The organism is Actinomadura madurae, assembly GCF_047130825.1.
Lineage (GTDB): Bacteria > Actinomycetota > Actinomycetes > Streptosporangiales > Streptosporangiaceae > Spirillospora > Spirillospora madurae.
On the sequence record NZ_CP083237.1, the window covers coordinates 4,395,118 to 4,413,615 of the forward strand.

Below are 18,498 nucleotides of genomic sequence, written 5' to 3' on the forward strand. Positions count from 1 at the left end.
AAGGGTAGTCGCGTCACGGCGGCACCGGCACGCGAGTAGCCTGGCCCGCATGCCCCAGATCACCTCCGACGACTCCGCTGCGCGGACGGTGACCGGCGGCGAGCCGGAGGACGGGCCATCCGGGAGCCTTCTCGCGCGGGCCGCGCGCCGGGTGCGGCGGACCCGCCGGGTCGTGTGGCTGTCGCTGCTGGTCACGGCGGCGACGGTGCTCGCGCAGTGGACGGTCATGACGCCGCCCCTGTACTTCGACCCGTACTACGTGTGGCTCGCCGCCCGCGACTGGCCCGACATCCCGCTCGCGCAGTGGCCGTTCGACGAGGTCCCCCACCAGGTCACCCGGATCGGGCTGGTGCTGCCCGCCCGGCTCGCCCAGGAGGTCCTCGGCGACGGCCAGGCCGCGTACTTCGCCGTCGCCGGGCTCGGCGGCGCCGCGTTCTTCGTCGGGACGTACCTGGTCGTCCGCTCCCTGTTCGGCGACGTGGCGGGCGTCGCGTCGGCGGCGATCCTGCTCGTCCACCCGTTCTTCACGATGACCAACCCGTTCGGCCACGAGATCACCTGGTCGACCGGGGTGATGCTCCCGGACATGCCGGGGGCCGGGCTGTTCACGATCGGGATGGCCGGGCTCGTCGTCGCGAGCCGCAGGACCGGCCGGGCGCAGACCCGGATGCTGCTGGCCGCCGGGGTGTTCCTCGGCGCCTCGTTCCTCGTCCGCGAGTTCCTGGCGTTCCTGTTCCTCGCCATCCCCGCCTACCTGGCGCTGCTGCGGATCCCGTGGCGCCGCAACGTCACGGTCGGCGCGCCGATGCTCGCGATCCTCCTGCTGAACTTCCTCCACAACCAGATCGTCTGGGGCAGCCCGCTCGCCGGGCTCGTGTCGGCGGCCGAGCACGGCGGCCAGTCCCGCGACTACGTGACCCGCGCGCTCGCCGCCCGCTCGTTCCTGCGCGCGATGCACGACTGGAACCCGCTCGGCCTCGTCTTCACCGCCGCGCTGGCCCTCACGATCGTCGGCTGGGCCGTCACCCGCGACCGGCGCCTCGGGCTGTGCCTGGTGTGGTTCTTCACGCTCGCCGTCCCGCTGACGCTGTTCTCCGGCGTCCTCGACCCGAACAGCATCTCGCTGCGCGCGTGGCTCCAGCGATACTGGTTCTCGGTGCTGCCCGCGCTGCTCGCCGGCGGGTTCGGCTCGCTCATCCTGATGTTCCGGATGCTGCCGTCCGGCCTCGTCTCCCGGCTGCGTCTGCGGACGGTCGTCGTCCCCGTCCTCGCGGTCGTGCTCGGCGGGACGTACGCGGTCGCCGCCGTCCGCGCCGTCCCGGACCTGCCGCGCGACAGGGCGTGGAACGAGCTGCGCGGCTATCTCGGCGACCACCGCGACATCACGCTGATCTGCGCCGACCGGCGGCTCGCGCAGACCCTCACCTTCTACACCCGCGACATGTGGGGGCGTCCGGTCTGGCGCGGCGAGATCCGCGACTTCCCGCACTACCTGGGGCAGGTCCCGCGCAACGCGACGGAGGGCCCGATGCTCTACACGCGCTGGCGCGGCATGGAGTCGCAGATCGGCGGCGGGTGGCGGCCTTCCCCGGCCGAGGGCTGGACGCTGATGTGGCGCTCGTCGGACGGGGTCCTGGAACTCTGGAATCCCCCCTCCGGGGGGTCTGGGGGGTCGTCCCCCCAGAAATGACGCGAATCCTCCGCCAGCACTGGCTAAGGGCTAGCGGGTCCAAGCGACCCAGTCGCCTTCGACGGTGCGCCGGCTGTCGACGACCTTCCAGCCGGGCGGGGCGCCTTTCGGCCAGGACGCGGTGGCGGGCTTGTCCTTCGGCCACGCCAGGACGACCATGTCGACGTTCTGCGGCGGCGGGGTCCAGCGGGCGTCGAAGACGCTGCCGTCGCTCCACCAGGCCCAGTAGTACTGCGACAGCCGGATCGTCCACCAGATGTTCCAGTCGACGGCGATGGAGCGCTGCTTCGTCAGGTCGACGCTGTCCCGGATGTCGGTGTGGGCGGTCTCGGCGCGCACGAGCGGCTGCGCGATCCGGTCGGTCGCGGTGGCGCACATGCCGACCGCGACCACGGCCAGCAGGCCGGCCAGCACTAAGGGCCCGTGGCGGCGGAGCCGGACGGCCGCCACCGACACGCCGAGCAGGACCAGGCCGGTCAGCGTGGCGTGCCAGAGGCGGAACGCCGTCCAGTCCCAGGTCAGGAAGGCCGTCTCCGGGAAGTCGTAAGCCGTGAAGGTGTACTGGGTGAGCAGGTCGCCCGCGTACCACTGGACGACGCACGCCGCGACCACCGCGAGCATGGCCGCCGCACCCGCCGCCCACAGCACCGTCCTGCGCGCGGCGGACGCCAGGACGGCGACCCCGGCCATGAACAGCACCGGCGTGACGCAGGCGAGGTAGCGGCCGTACACGTAGTTGCCGATGCGGTACTCGACCGGCAACGCCGCCGAGGTCGCGAACGCGATGCCGGCCACGAGCGCGAGGACGGCGAGCGCCAGCGCGCGCACCGGGCCGGGCCGGCCCGGCGCCGCTGCGGGCCGGACCGCGAGGAAGGCCGCCGTGACGAGGCCGACGGCCGCCACACCGCCGGTGGCGACGGCCTGGTACCAGACCTGGCCGGTGCCGAGCGACAGCATCCAGCCCCACCCGTCCAGGGTGGTGAGGCGCCGGACGACGTTGCCGCCGAGGTCGTTGTCGCCCTGCGGGTACATGTGCGGCAGCAGCGACCGGTTCAGCAGCATCCCGGCGGCCGTCGCGGCGGCGAGCACGAGCGCGGCGCCGGACGAGGCGCGCCAGGACCGCCAGCGCAGCACGAGCGCGGCGCCGAGCAGCGCCGCGTGCACGGCCAGCAGGATCGCGCCGCGCGTGTGGCAGGCGTAGGCGTACGCCACCAGCAGCGACGCGCCCGTCCCGGACAGCGCGAGCCGGACCGACGAGCGGCGGCCCGCGGGCGGCGGGGCGTCCAGCCAGGCGTGGACGAGCAGCAGCCAGCCGACGAGGACGACCGGGAGGATCGCGTCCGTCAGGACGAACTCGGAGTAGAACAGCACGCACGGCAGCAGCGCGGTCACGTGCGCGAAGACGTACGACCAGCGCCGCCGCAGCCGGAACCGGCGCAGCAGGAGGTAGGCCAGCGGCAGCATCACCGCGCTGACCAGCGCGTTGATGACGAGCGCCGCGCGGTAGACGCCGACCGGGCCGGTCGCGAACCAGAACGCGGGCGTCAGCAGCAGCGGGTAGCCGCCGCGGTACACGGTCCCGAACGACATGTCGGCGTCCGGGCCGCCGGTCAGGACGCGGGCGGCGAACAGGTACCCGGACTCGTCCGGCGTCGCCACCGGCACCGTCTGCCCCGATCCGAGCCACAGCCGGATCGCGACCTGCGCGGCCCAGCCGAGCACGAACAGCCAGACCCAGCCGCGGCGGTCGGGCCGCGGCGGCGCGGTGCCGCGATCCGCCGGCGTGACCGGCGGCCGCGCGACGGCCGTACCGCCGACCCCAGGGGACGCGGCGTCCGGTGTGCGCGGCCTCATCGGCCCGCGGCGCGCCGGGCGCGGACGGTCGGGTAACGGAGATCCATCGACGGACAAGCCTGTCATAGTGCGTACGGGGAACCGGGCCCCGGCGTGGAAGCGCTCGGCAACGGGCGGCCGCGCCGGGTCAGCTCTCCGACGCGCGCTCGTCGCTCTCGGACGTCATCGCGGGGGCCTTCCCGCCCTCGTCGCCGCTCTCGGCCTTCTCCGTCTTCGCCGTCTTCTCGGCCTTCTCCGCCTTCTCGGCCTCGCCGCGGGCCACCTTGCGCACGGCGGCGTCCACGACGCCCGCGGCCTCCTCGGCCACGTCGGTGATCGGCGGGTGCTGGCGGCGGCGGATGCCGAGGATGCTGACGAACAGCGAGGCGAAGATGGCCTGGAAGCTCATCACGAGCGCGGTCGCGGCGGGGACGACGATGCGCAGGGAGTGCCGCGGGTCGAGCTCGCCGAAGCTGTTCACCCGCCAGTGCAGCAGCGACGCGACGAGGCCGGCGAGGCCGGCGACCGCGAGCAGGCCGCCGAGCAGCAGGCCGCGTTCCAGGCTCCACCAGTCGATGATCTTCTGGACCCTGCTGTCGTGCGGCAGGAATCCCTCCTGCATCGCGTAGACCTTGGTGAGCAGCGCGAACAGCACCGCCTGGAAGCCGATCACCAGCGCGGCGGACGCGCCGACCAGCGTGTCGACGTCGAACGCGATCTCCCCGACGGTGACCGGGCCGGTGGACAGCGCGATCCCGGCGACCAGGCCGAGCGTCATGAAGACGAGGCCGGGGATGAGGAACAGCCAGCGCGGGCTGTAGAGCATGAGGAAGCGCAGGTGGCGCCAGCCGTCCCGCCAGGTGTTCAGGTGCGGGGCGCGGGTGCGGCCGTCCGGGGACAGGGTGGTCGGCACCTCGCGGATGTCGTAGCCCTGCAGGGTCGCCTTGACGACCATCTCGCTGGCGAACTCCATGCCGCCGGTCTGCAGCCCGAGCCGCAGGATGGCGTCCTTGTCGAAGGCGCGCAGCCCGCAGTGGAAGTCGCCGATCTTGCTGCCGAAGAACAGCCGCCCGACGAAGCTGAGCACCGGGTTGCCGAGGTAGCGGTGCAGCGGCGGCATGGCGCCGTCGGCGATGCCGCCCTTGAACCGGTTGCCCATGACGAGGTCGGCGCCGTCGCGCAGCTCGTCCAGGAACGGGCCGAGGGTGGTGAAGTCGTAGGAGTCGTCGGCGTCGCCCATGGCGACGTACCTGCCGCGCGCGGCCCGGATGCCCCCCATCAGGGCGTTGCCGTAGCCCTTGTCGATCACCGGCACGACACGCGCGCCCGCGTCCCTGGCCAGCTGCTGGCTGCCGTCGGTGCTGCCGTTGTCGGCGATGACCACCTCGCCGTCGATGCCCTTGTCCTCGAAGAAGCCGATGGTCTTGCGGACGCAGGTCTCGACCGTCTCGGCCTCGTTCAGACATGGCATCACTACGGAGAGTTCCACGCGATCTCCTTCGTTACCCCTGGTGACCGTCTGCGGTGTTGTTCAGTAATCTCTGTTTTCCCGCGGGGCGGCCCGTCGTCGTTCATGATGCCTGCCGAGGACGGGTAATGATGGCCGCTCTCGTCAAGAGCACCCGTATCGTGTTGCCCACTTGCAACCGAAAAACCCTCTCCGCCACGGTCGCGGGCGGCAGGCTAGGACGTCAAGCATACGGGCACAGCGGCCCGGAAAGGGTGGGCGGCTGTGACGCGTGCCGGAGAACGCAGTGCCACCGGACCGGGGGCCGGACACCGAAGGGGAGGTGCGGCAGTGGCGGGGGATACGCCGCGGGGCACCGCGCTCGACGATGCGGCGCAGGGCGGCACGGCCCTGGCCACGGCGGGCGGGGCCGCCGCGAACGGGCCCGCGGCGGGGTCGAAGGTCGACACGCCCGGCGGGACGGCGACCGCGACGGATTCGGACACCGCCATTAAGGACGGTCCGGAATCCGGCTCCCCGACCGGCCCGGAAACCGGGGACCCGCCGGGCGGCGAGACCTCCGCCGCAGGTGGCCGACGGCGCGCCCGCGGGCTCTGGACGCTCGCGCGCCGGCACCCCGCGTTCAGTGTGATCATTACCACAGCGGCGCTGCTCCGCCTGGTCGCGATGCTCGGCTACCAGCCGGTGATGTTCTTCAACGACAGCTTCGACTACCTGAACGTCGCGATGGACCCGTACCCGCACCCGCTGCGGCCCGACGGGTACTCGTTCCTGCTCGTCCTGCTCAAGCCGTTCCACAGCTTCGCGCTCGTCGCCGCGCTGCAGCACCTCATGGGCCTCGGCATGGGCGTGATGATCTATGCGCTGCTGCGCCGCAAGTTCCGGCTGCCGGGCTGGGGCGCCGCGCTCGCGTCCGCGCCGGTGCTGCTGGACGCCTACCAGCTGCAGCTGGAGCACCTGGTGCTGTCGGACACGATGTTCACCTTCCTCGTGATGTGCGCGGTGACGCTGCTGCTGTGGCACGACCGCCCCACCTGGAAGATCGCCGCGGCGGTCGGGCTCATCGTCGGACTGGCGTGGCTGACCCGCTCGGTCGGGATGCCGGTGCTGCTCGGCGTGCTGGTGTACATGCTGATCCGGCGCAGCGGCTGGAAGCTGATGGCCGTGACGCTGGCCGCCTGCTCGCTGCCCGTGCTCGCCTACGCGGGCTGGTACAAGGCCGACAGCGACAAGTTCGCGATCACCGAGAGCAACGGGATCTTCCTGTACGCCCGGGTGTACAAGTTCGCCGACTGCCACCAGATGAAGAACCTGCCGGTGAGCGAGTACCCGCTGTGCACCGAGCCCGCGAACCGGCTGCCGAACTCGCAGGACGGCATCTGGAACGCCCGCTCCCCGCTCAACCGCTACACCGGCACGCGGTTCAGCCCGGAGAACAACGCGCTCGGCAACGACTTCGCCAAGCGGGCGATCATCGCGCAGCCCGCCGACTACCTCCAGGTCGTCGCGCACGACTTCTTCCGGGTGTTCCGGTGGGACCGGACGGTGTTCCCCGACGAGGCGACGTACTCGCAGTACGAGTTCCGCAAGACGAGCAGGCCGCTGCCCGACTGGCACATGCCCCGCGGCGGGACGGCGTCCCAGGACGCGAAGGGCTACGAGCACGGGGACGCGCGCACGCAGGTCGTGGAGCCGTTCGCCGGCGTCGCCCGCGGCTACCAGGACGTCTTCTACCTGCGCGGAACGATGATCGGCGGCATCCTGCTCGTCGGCCTGGCCGGGCTGGTCCCGCTGTGGCGCCGGTTCGGCGGCGCGGCGCTGCTGCCCTGGACGCTCGCGACCGGGCTGCTGCTGGCCCCGGCCGCGACCGCCGAGTTCGACTACCGGTACGTGCTGCCCGCCGTCCCGCTGGCGGCGCTCGCCGCGGGCATGGCGTTCACGCCCGAGGTCCGCGGCACGGTCGCCGGCTGGGCGCGCCGCCTCCGCCGCCGTGCCGCCTCGACCCCGAAGGACGAGCAGGAAGCACAGGACGCGCAGACCCCGGTGGACGTGCAGAAGGCCACGGCGTCCCAGGTGCCGTCCTAGAGGGTCCTAGAGGTCGCCCTTGGGGCGCCTACCAGGCGTGCATCCGGCGGAGATGGAACACCATCGCCACATCGCTGCTGCTGCGGGCCTTCGGCACCTCGCCCTGCCTGCCGCGCACCGCGGACAGCGCCTTGATGTTCTCGCTACCGCACTTCGGGCAGCACCGGTCCATCCACGGCGTGGTGCAGGGCTGGCCGTCCCGCACGTAGATGACCGCCTCGTTGCCGTGCCCGTCACCGGAGTGCCGGACTTCGAACTCCTCGTCCCAGGTCGTCGCGCAGCTCAGGCACTCCAAGCCCCAGACCTCGTGGCTCGTCCATGCATCCAGCACGGCATTCACCCCCTCGGCGGCCGCCTCACACGGTTCTGACTCCATGGTGACCCCGCCGGCACGGTTCTGCCACGCCCTCGGTCACCCGATGTTCTGTATGCCCAGAAAGAACCGGATGGACCGTTCCGATGCCGTGACTATTTCCTCGCCTGGACGACCGCGTCATAGACCGTCCGCTTCGGGGCGCCGTTCTCCCGGGCGACCTCCGCGATCGCCTGCTTGCGCGGCGTTCCGGCCTCCTCGCGGGCGGCGACCGCCGCCGCCAGGTCGGCCGGGTCCGACAGCCCCGGCCGCTCCGGCGCGCCGCCGACGACCAGCGTGATCTCGCCGAGCACGCCGTCCCGCGCCCATTCGGCGAGGTCGCCGAGCGGCCCCCGCCGGACCTCCTCGTAGGTCTTGGTCAGCTCGCGGCACACCGCCGCGGGGCGGTCGGCGCCGAACGCGTCCGCCATCGCGGCGAGGGTGGCCGGCAGCCGGCGCGGCGACTCGAAGAAGACCAGCGTGCGGGGCTCGTCCGCCAGCGCGGCCAGCCGACGGGCCCGCTCGCCCTGCTTGCGGGGCGGGAACCCCTCGAAGCAGAACCGGTCCGTGGGCAGGCCCGACACCGCCAGCGCGGTCGTGACGGCGGACGGCCCCGGCAGCACCGTGACCGGGACGCCCGCGGCGACCGCCGCGACGACGAGCCGGTACCCGGGATCGGACACGCCCGGCATGCCCGCGTCGGTGATGACCAGGACGTCGCGGCCGGCCAGCAGGTCCTCCACCAGCCCCGCGGCCCGCGCCCGCTCGTTCAGGTCGTTGTACGACACCACCCTGGCCGCGATCTCCACGCCTAGGTCGCCCGCGAGCCGCCGCAGCCGCCGCGTGTCCTCGGCCGCGATCACCGGTGCGTCCGCCAGCGCCGCCCGCAGCCGGGCGGAGGCGTCCTCCGCCCGGCCGATGGGCGCCGCCGCCAGCAAGAGAGTCCCAGTCACAGAGGTATCTTCCCAGCGGCGCGATCCCCGGGAACCCGGGCCCGCCCGGGACGACGGGCGGGGTCCGCGCTTCGGCGCGCATCCCGGCGGCCGGGCGCCCGTACGATGGCGTGATGGCGACGACGGATCTGGCCTCGGCTCCCGCTCCCGCGTCGCGGCGGCGGCCGCCCTCGCTCCGGGAGTGGCTCGCCCCCGCGATACCGGGGAGCCCGCTGCTGTCCTGGCTGGGGCCGCTGCTGGTCACGGCGATCGCCGGGTACCTGCGGTTCGACCGGCTGGGGTCGCCGAAGGCGGTCGTCTTCGACGAGACGTACTACGCCAAGGACGCGCTCGCCCTGCTGAAGTACGGCTGGGAGCACAACACCGTCGAGAACGCCGACAAGATGCTCATCGCCGACCCGGACGCGCACATCTGGGGAAGCGGGCCCGCGTTCGTCGCGCACCCGCCGTTCGGCAAGTGGATGATCGCGATCGGCGAGTGGATGTTCGGCGCGACGCCGTTCGGCTGGCGGTTCATGCCGGCGCTGGTCGGGACGCTGTCGGTGCTGATCCTGTGCCGGGTCGCGCGCCGGATGACCGGGTCGACGCTGCTCGGCTGCGCGGCCGGGCTGCTGCTGGCGCTGGACGGCCTGGCCTTCGTCACGAGCCGGGCCGCGCTGCTGGACGTGTTCGTCATGTTCTGGGTGCTCGCCGGGTTCGCCTGCCTGGTGAACGACCGCGACCGGTCCCGCCGCGATCTCGCCGAGAAGATCGAGCGCGGGCACACCTCGGTGTACGGGCCGTTCCTCGCGCACGGCTGGCGCTGGGGCGCCGGTGTCTGCCTCGGCCTCGCCTGCGCGACCAAGTGGACGGGGATCTTCTACGTCGCCGCGTTCGGGCTGATGGTCGTGCTGTGGGACTACGGCGCCCGCCGGGCGGCCGGGGTGCGGGCGCCGTTCGCCGGGACGATGCTGCTGGAGGCCGTCCCGGCGTTCGTCCAGCTCGTCGTGGTGGGCCTGGTGACGTACCTCGCGACCTGGTGGGGATGGATCTTCAAGCCGGGCGGCTGGGGACGCGGGAAGGCGTCCGACCACCTGCTGCTGCGCCCGTTCGAGGCACTGCCGGACCTGTGGCGCTACCACTCGGAGATGCTCGGCTTCCACACCGGGCTGGACGCCAAGCACCCGTACCAGTCGTGGCCGTGGGACTGGCCGGTCCTGCGCCGTCCGGTCGCGTTCTTCTACACCGAGCCGAAGAACGCGTGCGGCGGCGCGTCCCGCTGCTCCCGCGAGATCCTCGGGATCGGCACGCCCGCGCTGTGGTGGGGCGCGCTGGTCGCGCTGGTCATCGTGGTGTTCATCTGGCTCATCCTGCGGGACTGGCGGGCCGGGGCGATCCTGCTCGGGTTCCTCGCGGGCTGGCTGTCCTGGTTCCCGTCGGCGTTCGCCGAGCGGACGATGTTCCTGTTCTACGCGACCCCCCTGATCCCGTTCATGGTGCTGGCGGTCGTCCTGGTTCTGGGGTATCTGATCGGGCCCGCCCCGGCGGGGATGGCGGGCGCGCACGCGGCGCGCTCCGGCGAGAGCGGGTACGACGGGAGCTACGCCACCGCCGACGACCTGCCCGAACGGCACGACGCGGGCGGGGGGCGCCCGCCTTCGCCGCTTCAGGGCGCCGGCCTGCGGCGGCTGGTCGGCGCCGCCGCCGCGGGCGCGTTCATGCTGGTGGTCCTGGCGAACTTCGCCTACTTCCACCCGATCCTGTCGGCGCAGACGCTCCCGTACGACGACTGGCACGAGCGGATCTGGTTCCAGTCCTGGGTCTAGGCGTCCGCCGGTCTATGCGGCGGCGTTCGCGGTGACGGTCGCGGCCCTGACCGGACGCAGCGTCCGGCCGCCGAGCATGCACAGGAGCAGGGCGAGGACGCCGCCGGCACCCGCGCCCGCGAAGGCGCCGGGGACGCCCGCGAGGTCCTGCCCGATCCCGGAGACGAAGGAGCCCAGCGAGCCTCCCGCGCCGACCGCCGCGACGACCCACGCGAACGCCTCGGTGACGGTGCCGCTCGGCGCGAGCCGGTCGACGAGGCTGAAGCTGCACGCCAGGACGGGCGCGAGGAAGACGCCGGAGAGGAACGCCAGCACCGACATGACGGGCAGGCCCGGCGCGAGGACGAGCGGCACGTACCCGGCGGCGAGCGCGGCCAGCAGCCAGGGCAGCCGGTGGTGCGGCTCGCCGGCCCAGGAGCGGGCGCCGTAGACGATCCCGCCGATGAGCGCGCCGCCCGCCATGCAGGCCAGCAGCAGCCCGGACGCGAGGTCCCGGCCCTGCTCCTCGGCATAGGCGACGACGGCGACGGCGTAGACGCCGAGCGCGACGCCGGCGCAGGCGAGGGACAGCAGCAGGACGCGCAGTCCCGGGGAGCGCAGCGGACCGGCCCAGTCGGAGGCGCGCGGCGCGCCCCGCCACCGGCGGGACGGCCCGGACAGCGCGACGACGAGCGTCCCGGCGATGCCGAGGGCGCCGGTGATCAGCAGCGCGGTCTCGGTGTTCACGAGGGCCGCGGCGACGACGAGCAGCGGCCCGACGGTGAAGATGACCTCCTGGGCGGCGGCGTCCAGCGCGTAGGCGGCGTCGACCTGCTCGGGGCCGTCGAGGACGTCCGGCCAGAGGGCGCGCAGCCCGGCCTCCAGCGGCGGGGTGGCGAACCCCGCGGCGACCACGGCGGCGACGGACACCGGGAGCGGGTCGGCGCCGACGGCGGCGAGGAGGGCGAACCCGGCGGCGGCGACGCAGGCGGCGGGCACGAGGACGCGCGGCTGCCCGGCACGGTCCATGACGCGGCCGAGGACGGGCTGCCCGGCGGCCGTCGCGAGCCCGAAGACGGCGGCGAGCGTCCCGGCGAGGGGGTAGCCGCCTCCGTCGGCCCGGATGTGGAGGACGACGGCGAGCATGCCCATGCCGTTCGGCAGCCGGCCGAGCAGGGTGCCGCCCAGCAGCCGTCCCGCATAGGGCCGGCGGAGGAAGACGACGTAGCCGCGCATGTGTCCAGCCCCCCGCTGTACTGTGTGGTCGATCCCCGTCATACGTATAACCCGACCGGTCATACGTACCATCTCCGGACCCTTCGGCTCTAGTCTGTTTTTGTCCTGATATCGAGGCAGGGAGGTGCGGGTGCCGGCCATCAGCCGTCCCACCAGCAAGGACGTGGCTCAGGAGGCCGGGGTCTCGCAGTCCACGGTCTCGCTCGTGCTGGGCGGCAAGTGGAGCGGCCGCGTCTCCCCCGCCACGGTCCGCAGCGTGCGCAGCGCCGCCGAGCGGCTCGGCTACCGGCCGAACCAGGCGGCCCGGAACCTGCGCCTCGGCACGACCCGGACCGTCCTGCTGATGGTCCCCACCCTGACCGCGCCGTTCTTCGGGCCCGTCTACACGGGCGCCGCGCGGGTCGCGGCCCGGCACGGCTTCGGAGTGGTGGTCTCCACCTGGCCGGACGACGCGACGGGGCCCGCCGACAGCCCGTTCGCGGCGCCGGACGAGGCGATCGACGGCATCCTCGCGTCCTCGATGGCCCCGGAGGCCCTCGCCGGGTTCCCCGGGACGCCCGCCGTGATGCTCGACAGCGGGCCCCGCGGCGACGTCCCCACGGTCGACTTCGGCGTCGCCGACGGGATGCGCGCGATCGCCGGGCACCTCGCCGGACTCGGCCACCGCCGGATCGGGCACCTGGCCGCGGCCGTCGACCAGTGGACGTTCCACGCCCGCGCCGAGGCCCTCACCGCCGCCTTCGCGGACCTGCCCGGCGGCGTGGTGACCCGCGCGGCCTGCGCGATCGACGTCGGCGCGGCGAAGGACGCCGCCGTCCGGCTGCTGGCGAACCCCGACCCGCCGACCGCGCTGGTGTGCGACGACGACCTGGTCGCGGCGGGCGCGTACAAGGCGGCGCGGGCGGTCGGCCTGGACGTCCCGTCCGAGCTCTCGGTCACCGGCTTCGACGACGTCCTGCTGGCGACGGCGCTGGAGCCCGAGCTGACGACCGTCCGGCTCCCCGCCGAGGAGATGGGCGCGGCGGGCATGACGGCGCTGCTGGACCTGCTCGCCGGACGCACTCCCGCTCCCCGCGTCCTGCCCGGCGATCTGGTCGTGCGGGGCTCCACGGCCTCCCCCCGGTACGGCTGACCGCGCGGTCCCGGATTTCCCCAGAAAGCCGGGTATAAGGGGCACATGGGATCCCATCCGTCTGAGACGGACATCGAGGGGCGTCCGGAGAACCGGATCGGCGCCGCGCCCCCGAGGACCAGGGCCTGGCGCGGCGGCAAGGTCGAGGCGGAGGGCTTTCCCGTCGCGGAGGTCAGCGACCACCTGGCCCGCCCGGACGTCGTCGTGTGGCTCGACCTGTGCGGGCCGCGCCACGACGACCTCCGCGTCATCAGCGACGAACTCGGGCTCGACCCGGTCGCGGTGGAGGACGCGGTGTCCCGGCACGAGCGCGCGAAGCTCGACCGCTACGACGGCTACGGGTTCCTCAACGTGTACGTGCCGACGGTGCGCGGCGGCCGGCTGACCATGCACGAGGTGTCGGCGTTCGTCAGCGAGCGCGCGCTCGTCACGGTCCGGCAGGACACCGGGTTCGACGTGGACGAGCTGATCCGGCGCTGGGACCAGAGCCCGGACGCCGAGGGCACCGACCAGACCGCGGCGTTCCTGCTCTACGGGGTGCTCGACATGGTCGTCGACCTGCAGATGGAGGCCGTGCAGGCGCTCGACGACGAGACCGACGAGGTCGAGGAGCTGGTCTTCGACGACGCGTTCCCGGTCAAGGAGATCCAGCGGCGCAGCTTCCTGCTGCGCAAGAACCTGGCCGCGCTGCGCCGGGTCGCGCTGCCGATGCGGGAGATCCTCAACACCCTGCTCCGCCGCGACCTGCGGCTCGTCCCGCCGGCGCTCGTGCCGTACTTCCAGGACGTCTACGACCACACGCTGCGCGTGGCGGAGTGGACGGACGGCCTGCGCGACCTCGTCGCCGACCTGCTCGACACCCGGCTGGCGCTCCAGGGCAACCGCATGAACGAGGTGATGAAGAAGGTCACCAGCTGGGCGGCGATCATCGCCGTGCCGACCGCGGTCACCGGGTTCTACGGGCAGAACATCCCGTATCCGGGGTTCTCGCAGCACTCCGGGTTCATCGTGAGCACGGTCATCATCGTCGTGTGCAGCGTCGGCCTCTACGTGGTCTTCAAGCTCCGCGACTGGCTCTAGCCGCCGCGGCGTCCCAGCTCAGGGCCGACGAATATCCGTCCACGTATCGATCATCATCCGATATCAATATTGGACATCGCGCCGGCGGCTCTGGTCTCCTCTCCCGCATGACGACACACGCTCCCCATATCCGGCGGTTCGGCGCGGCCGCCCTCGCTCTGTCCACGTTGGCCGGGATCGCCGGCTGCGGCGCCGGGTCCGAAACGTCCACCCGGACCGCGGCACCGCGGAGCAACACCTCGCAGGTGGCGACGTCCCCCGATCCCGCGCAGGCCGAGGTCACCGAGCGGATCAAGCGGCTGGAGGCGGCACGGCACACGCGCATCGGCGCGTTCGCGATCGACAGCGGCACCGGGCGCTTCGTCGGGCACCGCGCGGACGAGAGCTTCCCGTTCGCCTCCACCTTCAAGGCGATGGCCTGCGGCGCGGTCCTGCGGAAGGCGCGCCAGAGCGCACCCGGCCTGCTCGACAAGGTGATCCACTACACGAAGGACGACCTCGTCGAGTACTCCCCCGTCACCGAGCAGCACGTGGACACCGGCATGACGGTCGCCGACCTCTGCCACGCCGCCATCACCCAGAGCGACAACACCGCGGGGAACCTCGTGCTGAGGCAGATCGGCGGGCCGGCCGGCCTCACCGCGTTCCTCCGCACGCTCGGCGACCGCGTCAGCCGCAGCGACCGCTGGGAGACCGCGCTGAACGACTGGAGGCCGGGAGAGAAGCGCGACACCACCGCCCCGCGCCCGTGGGCGAACGACCTGCGGGCGCTCACCACCGGCGACGCGCTCGTCCCCGCCGACCGCCGCCGCCTCATCGGCTGGATGAAGGCCACGGTCACCGGGGACAAGCGGATCCGCGCCGGGCTGCCGAAGAGCTGGACGGTCGGCGACAAGACCGGCACCGCCGGCGTCTACGGCAACGCGAACGACATCGCGATCGCCTACCCGAAGTCCGGTGCCCCGCTCATCATCGTGATCACGACCACGCGCCCCGGCGCCGAGGACGAGGCCGACGAGACCTCGATCGCCCGCACCGCCACGATCCTCGCGAACGCCCTGCGCTGATCAATTGCCTTCCTCTCCTCCTTCGGGCCTTGACGGCCCTCCATCGTCGAGGAAAGCGGCGATCGCTGCGCTTACGACGCCGCGCGGAGGAAGGCGGCGGCGATGGGGGCGGCGGCTTCGGCGCCGGTGCCGCCGCCCTCGACGATCACGGCGAACGCGACGTCCTTGCGGTAGCCGATGAACCAGGCGTGCGTCGGCGGGTTCTCCCCCTCGCCGTACTCGGCGGTGCCGGTCTTGCCCGCCGTCCCGGACGGGAACCCGACCCCGGCCGCGGTCCCCTCGCTGACCACCGCGGGCATGAGCGCGTGCAGCGCGCTCTTCACGGCGGGCTCCAGCCTCTTCGGCTGCTCCGGCTCGCGGCCCCCGGCGTCGGCGGCCCGCGCGGCGAGCGAGGCGTCCACCAGGCGGGGCGAGCGCCAGGTGCCGTCCGCCGCGGCGGCGGCGACGCCCGCCATGTTCAGCGGGCTGGTCAGCACCTGGCCCTGGCCGAAGGACGCCGCCGCGAACGCGGTGTCGTCCTTGGCGTCCGGGAACGCGGCGCGCACGGCGGGCAGTCCCGCGATGATCGGCGCGTTGAAGCCGAACTGGGACGCGACCTGGGCGAGCCGCTTCTCCCCCAGCTTGTCCACGGCGAGGCGCGCGAACGTCGTGTTGCAGGAGTGCGCGAACGCCTCGCGGAGCGGGACCGTCCCGAAGTCCTCGTGCTTGTAGTTGTGGAACGACCGGCCGCCGATCGTCGTAGTGGCCGGGCAGCCGACCTTCGTGCCCGCGCCCATGCCGCCCGCGACGAGCGCCGCCGCCGTGACGACCTTGAACGTGGAGCCGGGCGGGTACTGCCCCATCAGCGCGCGGTTGTAGCCGCCGGGCTTGTTGGCCACGGCGAGGATCTCCCCGGTGGACGGGCGCAGGGCCACCATGGACGCGGGCTTCTTCACGTCCGTGAGGGCGTTGCCCGCGGCGGCCTGCACCTTCGGGTCGATGGTCGTCTTCAGCGGCTTGCCCTCGGTGCCGCCGAACCTCTGCAGCGTCTTCACCGCCCTGCCCTCCGCGTCCACGATCTGGACGGCGAGGGCGGGCGTGCCGGCGAGGTGGCGCTCGTACTGCCTCTGCAGGCCGTCCGCACCGGCCGGGTCGCCCGCGCGGTACGGGGCGCCGAGCTTCTTCGCCAGCTCGGCGGACGCCGGCCCGACCGGCCCGGCGATCTGCTGCGCGGACCCCGACGGCGACGCGCTCAGGTCGCTGCCGTCGGCGGCGAGGACGGCGGCGCGGTCCGGCCAGGCGCGGGCCGCGCGGAGCCGCTGCCCTTCCCGGAGGTCCGGGTGCATGATCTGCGGCGACCACCGGACGAGCCAGTCGCCGTCGCGCTCGACGAGCGGAAGCGCCCCCTCGAACCGCCACGCCCGGTCGCCGGCCAGCGTCAGCTCGGCGCTGTAGGCCCCGCCCGCCCGGCCGTCCTTCGGCCGGCCGACCGAGGCGACCGTGTAGCGCTGCCGGGTGACGCCGAGGTCGTCGCGCATGCGGGCGAGCCGCTGCTCGAAGTCTGCCGGCGGGCGGTCGGTCAGGGCCTTCATCGCGGCGGCGTCGCCGCCGCTCCAGGCCGCGAGGAACCGCCGCGCGGTGTCCTCCGGGTCGTCCCCGCCGCGCAGGAACCACACCGCCCCCGCCCCCACGATCACCACCGCCACCGCGATCGCGGCGGCGGCGAGCATACGGGATCGGCGCATCATCGGACTCCTTCCCCTTCGATGGAGCCACAAGGACACCAGCCGCCGCCCGGAAAGTCCAAGATTGATATCGATTCAGAGGGATATCCGGATTGCTATGATCGCTGGTCGTGAACCTGGTGGGGCACCTGCGATGCTTCGTCGTGGTCGCCGAAGAGCTGCACTTCGGCCGCGCGGCGGAGCGGCTCGGCATGGCCCAGCCGCCGCTGAGCCAGCGTATCCAGCGGCTGGAGAAGGAGCTCGGGGTGCGGCTGTTCGACCGGTCCAGCCGCCGGGTGCGGCTCACCGCGCCGGGCGGCCTGCTGCTGGAGGAGGCCCGTGACATCCTCGTCCGCGTGGACCGCGTCTACTCCGTCGCCGAGCGGGCCCGGCTGGGCGAGCTCGGCACGGTGCGCGCGGGCCTGCCGAGCGACCTCGCCGGCCCGATCGTCGCCGCGCTGATCGCCGCGTTCCGGGAGCGCCGCCCCGACCTGCGGCTCGACCTGCGCGAGACGGGGACGACGGAGCAGGTCCGGGCGCTCGCCGAGGGCGCGCTGGACGCCGGGGTGGTGCGGCACCCGTGCGACGCCCGCGACCTGGAACTCGGCCCGATGCTGGCGCAGCCCCTCGGCGTGCTGGTCCCCACCGCCGGCGACCTCGCCGCGGCACCCGAGGTGCGGCTGGCCGACCTCGGCGGCCGGGCGCTGGTCGTGCCGCCGCGGGAGGAGGCCCCCGGCGCCCATGACGAGGTCCTCGCGGGATGCCGCCGGCACGGGTACGCGCCGGCGGCCGTCCACGAGGCGCGGCATCCGGGGTTCGCGCTGGGGCTCGTCCTCGCCGGGACGGCGGTGGCGCTCGTCCCGCGCACCGAGGACACGGCCGGGGTGGTGTGGCGGCCCCTCACGGGCGAGCCGCTGGCGTGGCGGACGTCGTGCGCCTGGCGGCGGGCCCGCGATCCCGAGCACGCCCGCGCGATCGCCGACTTCACCGCCGTCGCGACCGCGGTACTGCGCGACGAGGCAGGCATGACACCGCTGGACGGCGCGCCGGCGCGCCGGGTCGTCCCGCGTCCGTCGTCGGGGTTCCTGGCATGAGCGAAGCGAACCGGGGGGCGTGGGGGGTCGGCCCCCCACCAGCGGCCGGCATGAGCGAAGCGAGCCGGGACGTGGTCGTGGACGTGGTGGGGCGGATCGAGGCGGAGTTCCGGGCCGCCGGGGTCACCGGGTTCCTGCACGTCGTGGACATGGACACCGGGCGGGAGGTCGCGGTCGGCGCCGACGAGCCGGTCGTGCTCGCGTCGGTGTTCAAGGTGCCGCTGCTCGTGGCGTTCCACCGGCAGGCCGCGCGGGGGCTGCTGGATCCGGCCGAGCAGGTCACGCTGCGCCCGGACGACCGGACCGCCGGGCCGACCGGGGTGTCGGCGCTGCTGGACGAGGTGCGGATGTCGCTGCGCGACCTCACCTGCCTGATGATCACCGTCAGCGACAACGCCGCCGCCGACGTCATCATGGACCGGGTCGGCCGGGAGGCCGTCAACGCGACGGCCGCCGAGCTCGGCCTGGACGGCACCGTCATCGAGGTCGACGGCCGCGAGCTGCACGAGACGCTGCTCGCCGACGCCGGCGCGGGCAGCTTCGCCGAGGTGTGGGCCATGCTGGACGATCCGGGCGTGCGGGGGCGGCTGCGCGCCCTCGACCCGCTGCGCACGAGCCGCAGCACCCCCCGCGACATGACCCGGCTGCTGTCGATGGTCTGGCGGGACGAGGCCGCGCCCGCCGGCGGCTGCGCGGCGATGCGGCGCCTGTTCGGCCTGCAGGTGTGGCCGCACCGCCTCTCCTCCGGGTTCCCCTACGACGACGTCGTGGTCAGCGGCAAGACCGGCACGCTGCCGACGCTCCGCAACGAGGTCGGCGCCGTCGAGTACCCCGACGGGGCGCGCTACGCGGTGGCGGTGTTCACCAGGTCGCTGCTCCCGATCGCCGTCCTCCCGGAGGCCGACGCCGTCATCGGCACCGCGGCCCGCATCGCGGTGGAGTCGCTTCGCCGCCCGTGAACGTGAGCGGGGGGTGCGGACGACACACCATCCGATCTGAAAACATAAGCTGTACCCCTCTT

The 18,498-nt window shown here is 73.5% G+C and carries 14 protein-coding genes; 8 read left to right on the forward strand and 6 right to left on the reverse strand.

Annotated features, from left to right (window positions below; all coding sequences use genetic code 11):
* Nucleotides 1–49: 49 nt before the first annotated feature.
* On the forward strand, nucleotides 50–1,690 hold the full coding sequence (locus K8Z49_RS19890; protein WP_412520223.1) for an ArnT family glycosyltransferase: 1,641 nt from the start codon (nucleotides 50–52) through the stop codon (nucleotides 1,688–1,690).
* A gap of 30 nt (nucleotides 1,691–1,720) precedes the next feature.
* Here K8Z49_RS19890 and K8Z49_RS19895 read toward each other — a convergent pair whose 3' ends face one another.
* Together K8Z49_RS19895 and K8Z49_RS19900 are read right to left on the reverse strand one after the other, a co-directional pair.
* Nucleotides 1,721–3,544, reverse strand: coding sequence for a hypothetical protein (locus K8Z49_RS19895; protein WP_024935504.1), 1,824 nt, complete (start codon nucleotides 3,542–3,544; stop codon nucleotides 1,721–1,723).
* A 127-nt stretch (nucleotides 3,545–3,671) separates the two neighbouring features.
* A complete protein-coding gene (locus tag K8Z49_RS19900; protein ID WP_412520225.1) occupies nucleotides 3,672–5,012 on the reverse strand; it encodes a glycosyltransferase family 2 protein in 1,341 nt (446 codons plus the stop codon).
* Nucleotides 5,013–5,321: 309 nt separating this feature from the next.
* On the opposite strand from K8Z49_RS19900, the gene K8Z49_RS19905 reads away from it, so the two are divergent.
* Entirely contained in the window at nucleotides 5,322–7,076 is a 1,755-nt protein-coding gene (locus K8Z49_RS19905) for a phospholipid carrier-dependent glycosyltransferase (protein WP_412520227.1), read from the forward strand.
* A gap of 28 nt (nucleotides 7,077–7,104) precedes the next feature.
* On the opposite strand, the gene K8Z49_RS19910 is transcribed toward K8Z49_RS19905, so the two are convergent.
* Both K8Z49_RS19910 and rsmI read right to left on the reverse strand, forming a co-directional pair.
* Nucleotides 7,105–7,407 carry a hypothetical protein gene (locus K8Z49_RS19910; protein WP_021594626.1) on the reverse strand — a complete coding sequence of 101 codons (303 nt, stop codon included), beginning with the start codon at nucleotides 7,405–7,407 and terminating at the stop codon, nucleotides 7,105–7,107.
* Between the two features lie 137 nt (nucleotides 7,408–7,544).
* On the reverse strand, nucleotides 7,545–8,381 hold the full coding sequence (rsmI, locus tag K8Z49_RS19915) for a 16S rRNA (cytidine(1402)-2'-O)-methyltransferase (protein ID WP_033332095.1): 837 nt from the start codon (nucleotides 8,379–8,381) through the stop codon (nucleotides 7,545–7,547).
* A 113-nt stretch (nucleotides 8,382–8,494) separates the two neighbouring features.
* On the opposite strand from rsmI, the gene K8Z49_RS19920 reads away from it, so the two are divergent.
* Complete coding sequence (locus tag K8Z49_RS19920; RefSeq protein ID WP_075020831.1) at nucleotides 8,495–10,186, forward strand: dolichyl-phosphate-mannose--protein mannosyltransferase; 1,692 nt, start codon at nucleotides 8,495–8,497, stop codon at nucleotides 10,184–10,186.
* A 12-nt stretch (nucleotides 10,187–10,198) separates the two neighbouring features.
* On the opposite strand, the gene K8Z49_RS19925 is transcribed toward K8Z49_RS19920, so the two are convergent.
* Nucleotides 10,199–11,401 carry an MFS transporter gene (locus K8Z49_RS19925; protein ID WP_021594623.1) on the reverse strand — a complete coding sequence of 401 codons (1,203 nt, stop codon included), beginning with the start codon at nucleotides 11,399–11,401 and terminating at the stop codon, nucleotides 10,199–10,201.
* A 130-nt stretch (nucleotides 11,402–11,531) separates the two neighbouring features.
* On the opposite strand from K8Z49_RS19925, the gene K8Z49_RS19930 reads away from it, so the two are divergent.
* The 3 genes from K8Z49_RS19930 to bla all read left to right on the forward strand — a co-directional run bounded on the left by K8Z49_RS19930 (nucleotide 11,532) and on the right by bla (nucleotide 14,680).
* A complete protein-coding gene (locus K8Z49_RS19930; RefSeq protein ID WP_021594622.1) occupies nucleotides 11,532–12,533 on the forward strand; it encodes a LacI family DNA-binding transcriptional regulator in 1,002 nt (333 codons plus the stop codon).
* A gap of 45 nt (nucleotides 12,534–12,578) precedes the next feature.
* Nucleotides 12,579–13,613, forward strand: coding sequence for a magnesium transporter CorA family protein (locus tag K8Z49_RS19935; protein WP_021594621.1), 1,035 nt, complete (start codon nucleotides 12,579–12,581; stop codon nucleotides 13,611–13,613).
* Nucleotides 13,614–13,720: 107 nt separating this feature from the next.
* Entirely contained in the window at nucleotides 13,721–14,680 is a 960-nt protein-coding gene (gene bla / locus K8Z49_RS19940; protein WP_111830169.1) for a class A beta-lactamase, read from the forward strand.
* Between the two features lie 71 nt (nucleotides 14,681–14,751).
* On the opposite strand, the gene K8Z49_RS19945 is transcribed toward bla, so the two are convergent.
* Nucleotides 14,752–16,404: a penicillin-binding transpeptidase domain-containing protein gene (locus tag K8Z49_RS19945; protein ID WP_412520231.1), complete on the reverse strand. Its 1,653-nt coding sequence runs from the start codon at nucleotides 16,402–16,404 to the stop codon at nucleotides 14,752–14,754.
* A gap of 110 nt (nucleotides 16,405–16,514) precedes the next feature.
* On the opposite strand from K8Z49_RS19945, the gene K8Z49_RS19950 reads away from it, so the two are divergent.
* Both K8Z49_RS19950 and K8Z49_RS19955 read left to right on the forward strand, forming a co-directional pair.
* Nucleotides 16,515–17,477 (forward strand): LysR family transcriptional regulator, encoded by a 963-nt coding sequence (locus K8Z49_RS19950; protein ID WP_412520233.1) that lies wholly within the window; start codon nucleotides 16,515–16,517, stop codon nucleotides 17,475–17,477.
* Between the two features lie 50 nt (nucleotides 17,478–17,527).
* On the forward strand, nucleotides 17,528–18,436 hold the full coding sequence (locus K8Z49_RS19955) for a serine hydrolase (protein WP_021594617.1): 909 nt from the start codon (nucleotides 17,528–17,530) through the stop codon (nucleotides 18,434–18,436).
* Nucleotides 18,437–18,498: the final 62 nt, after the last annotated feature.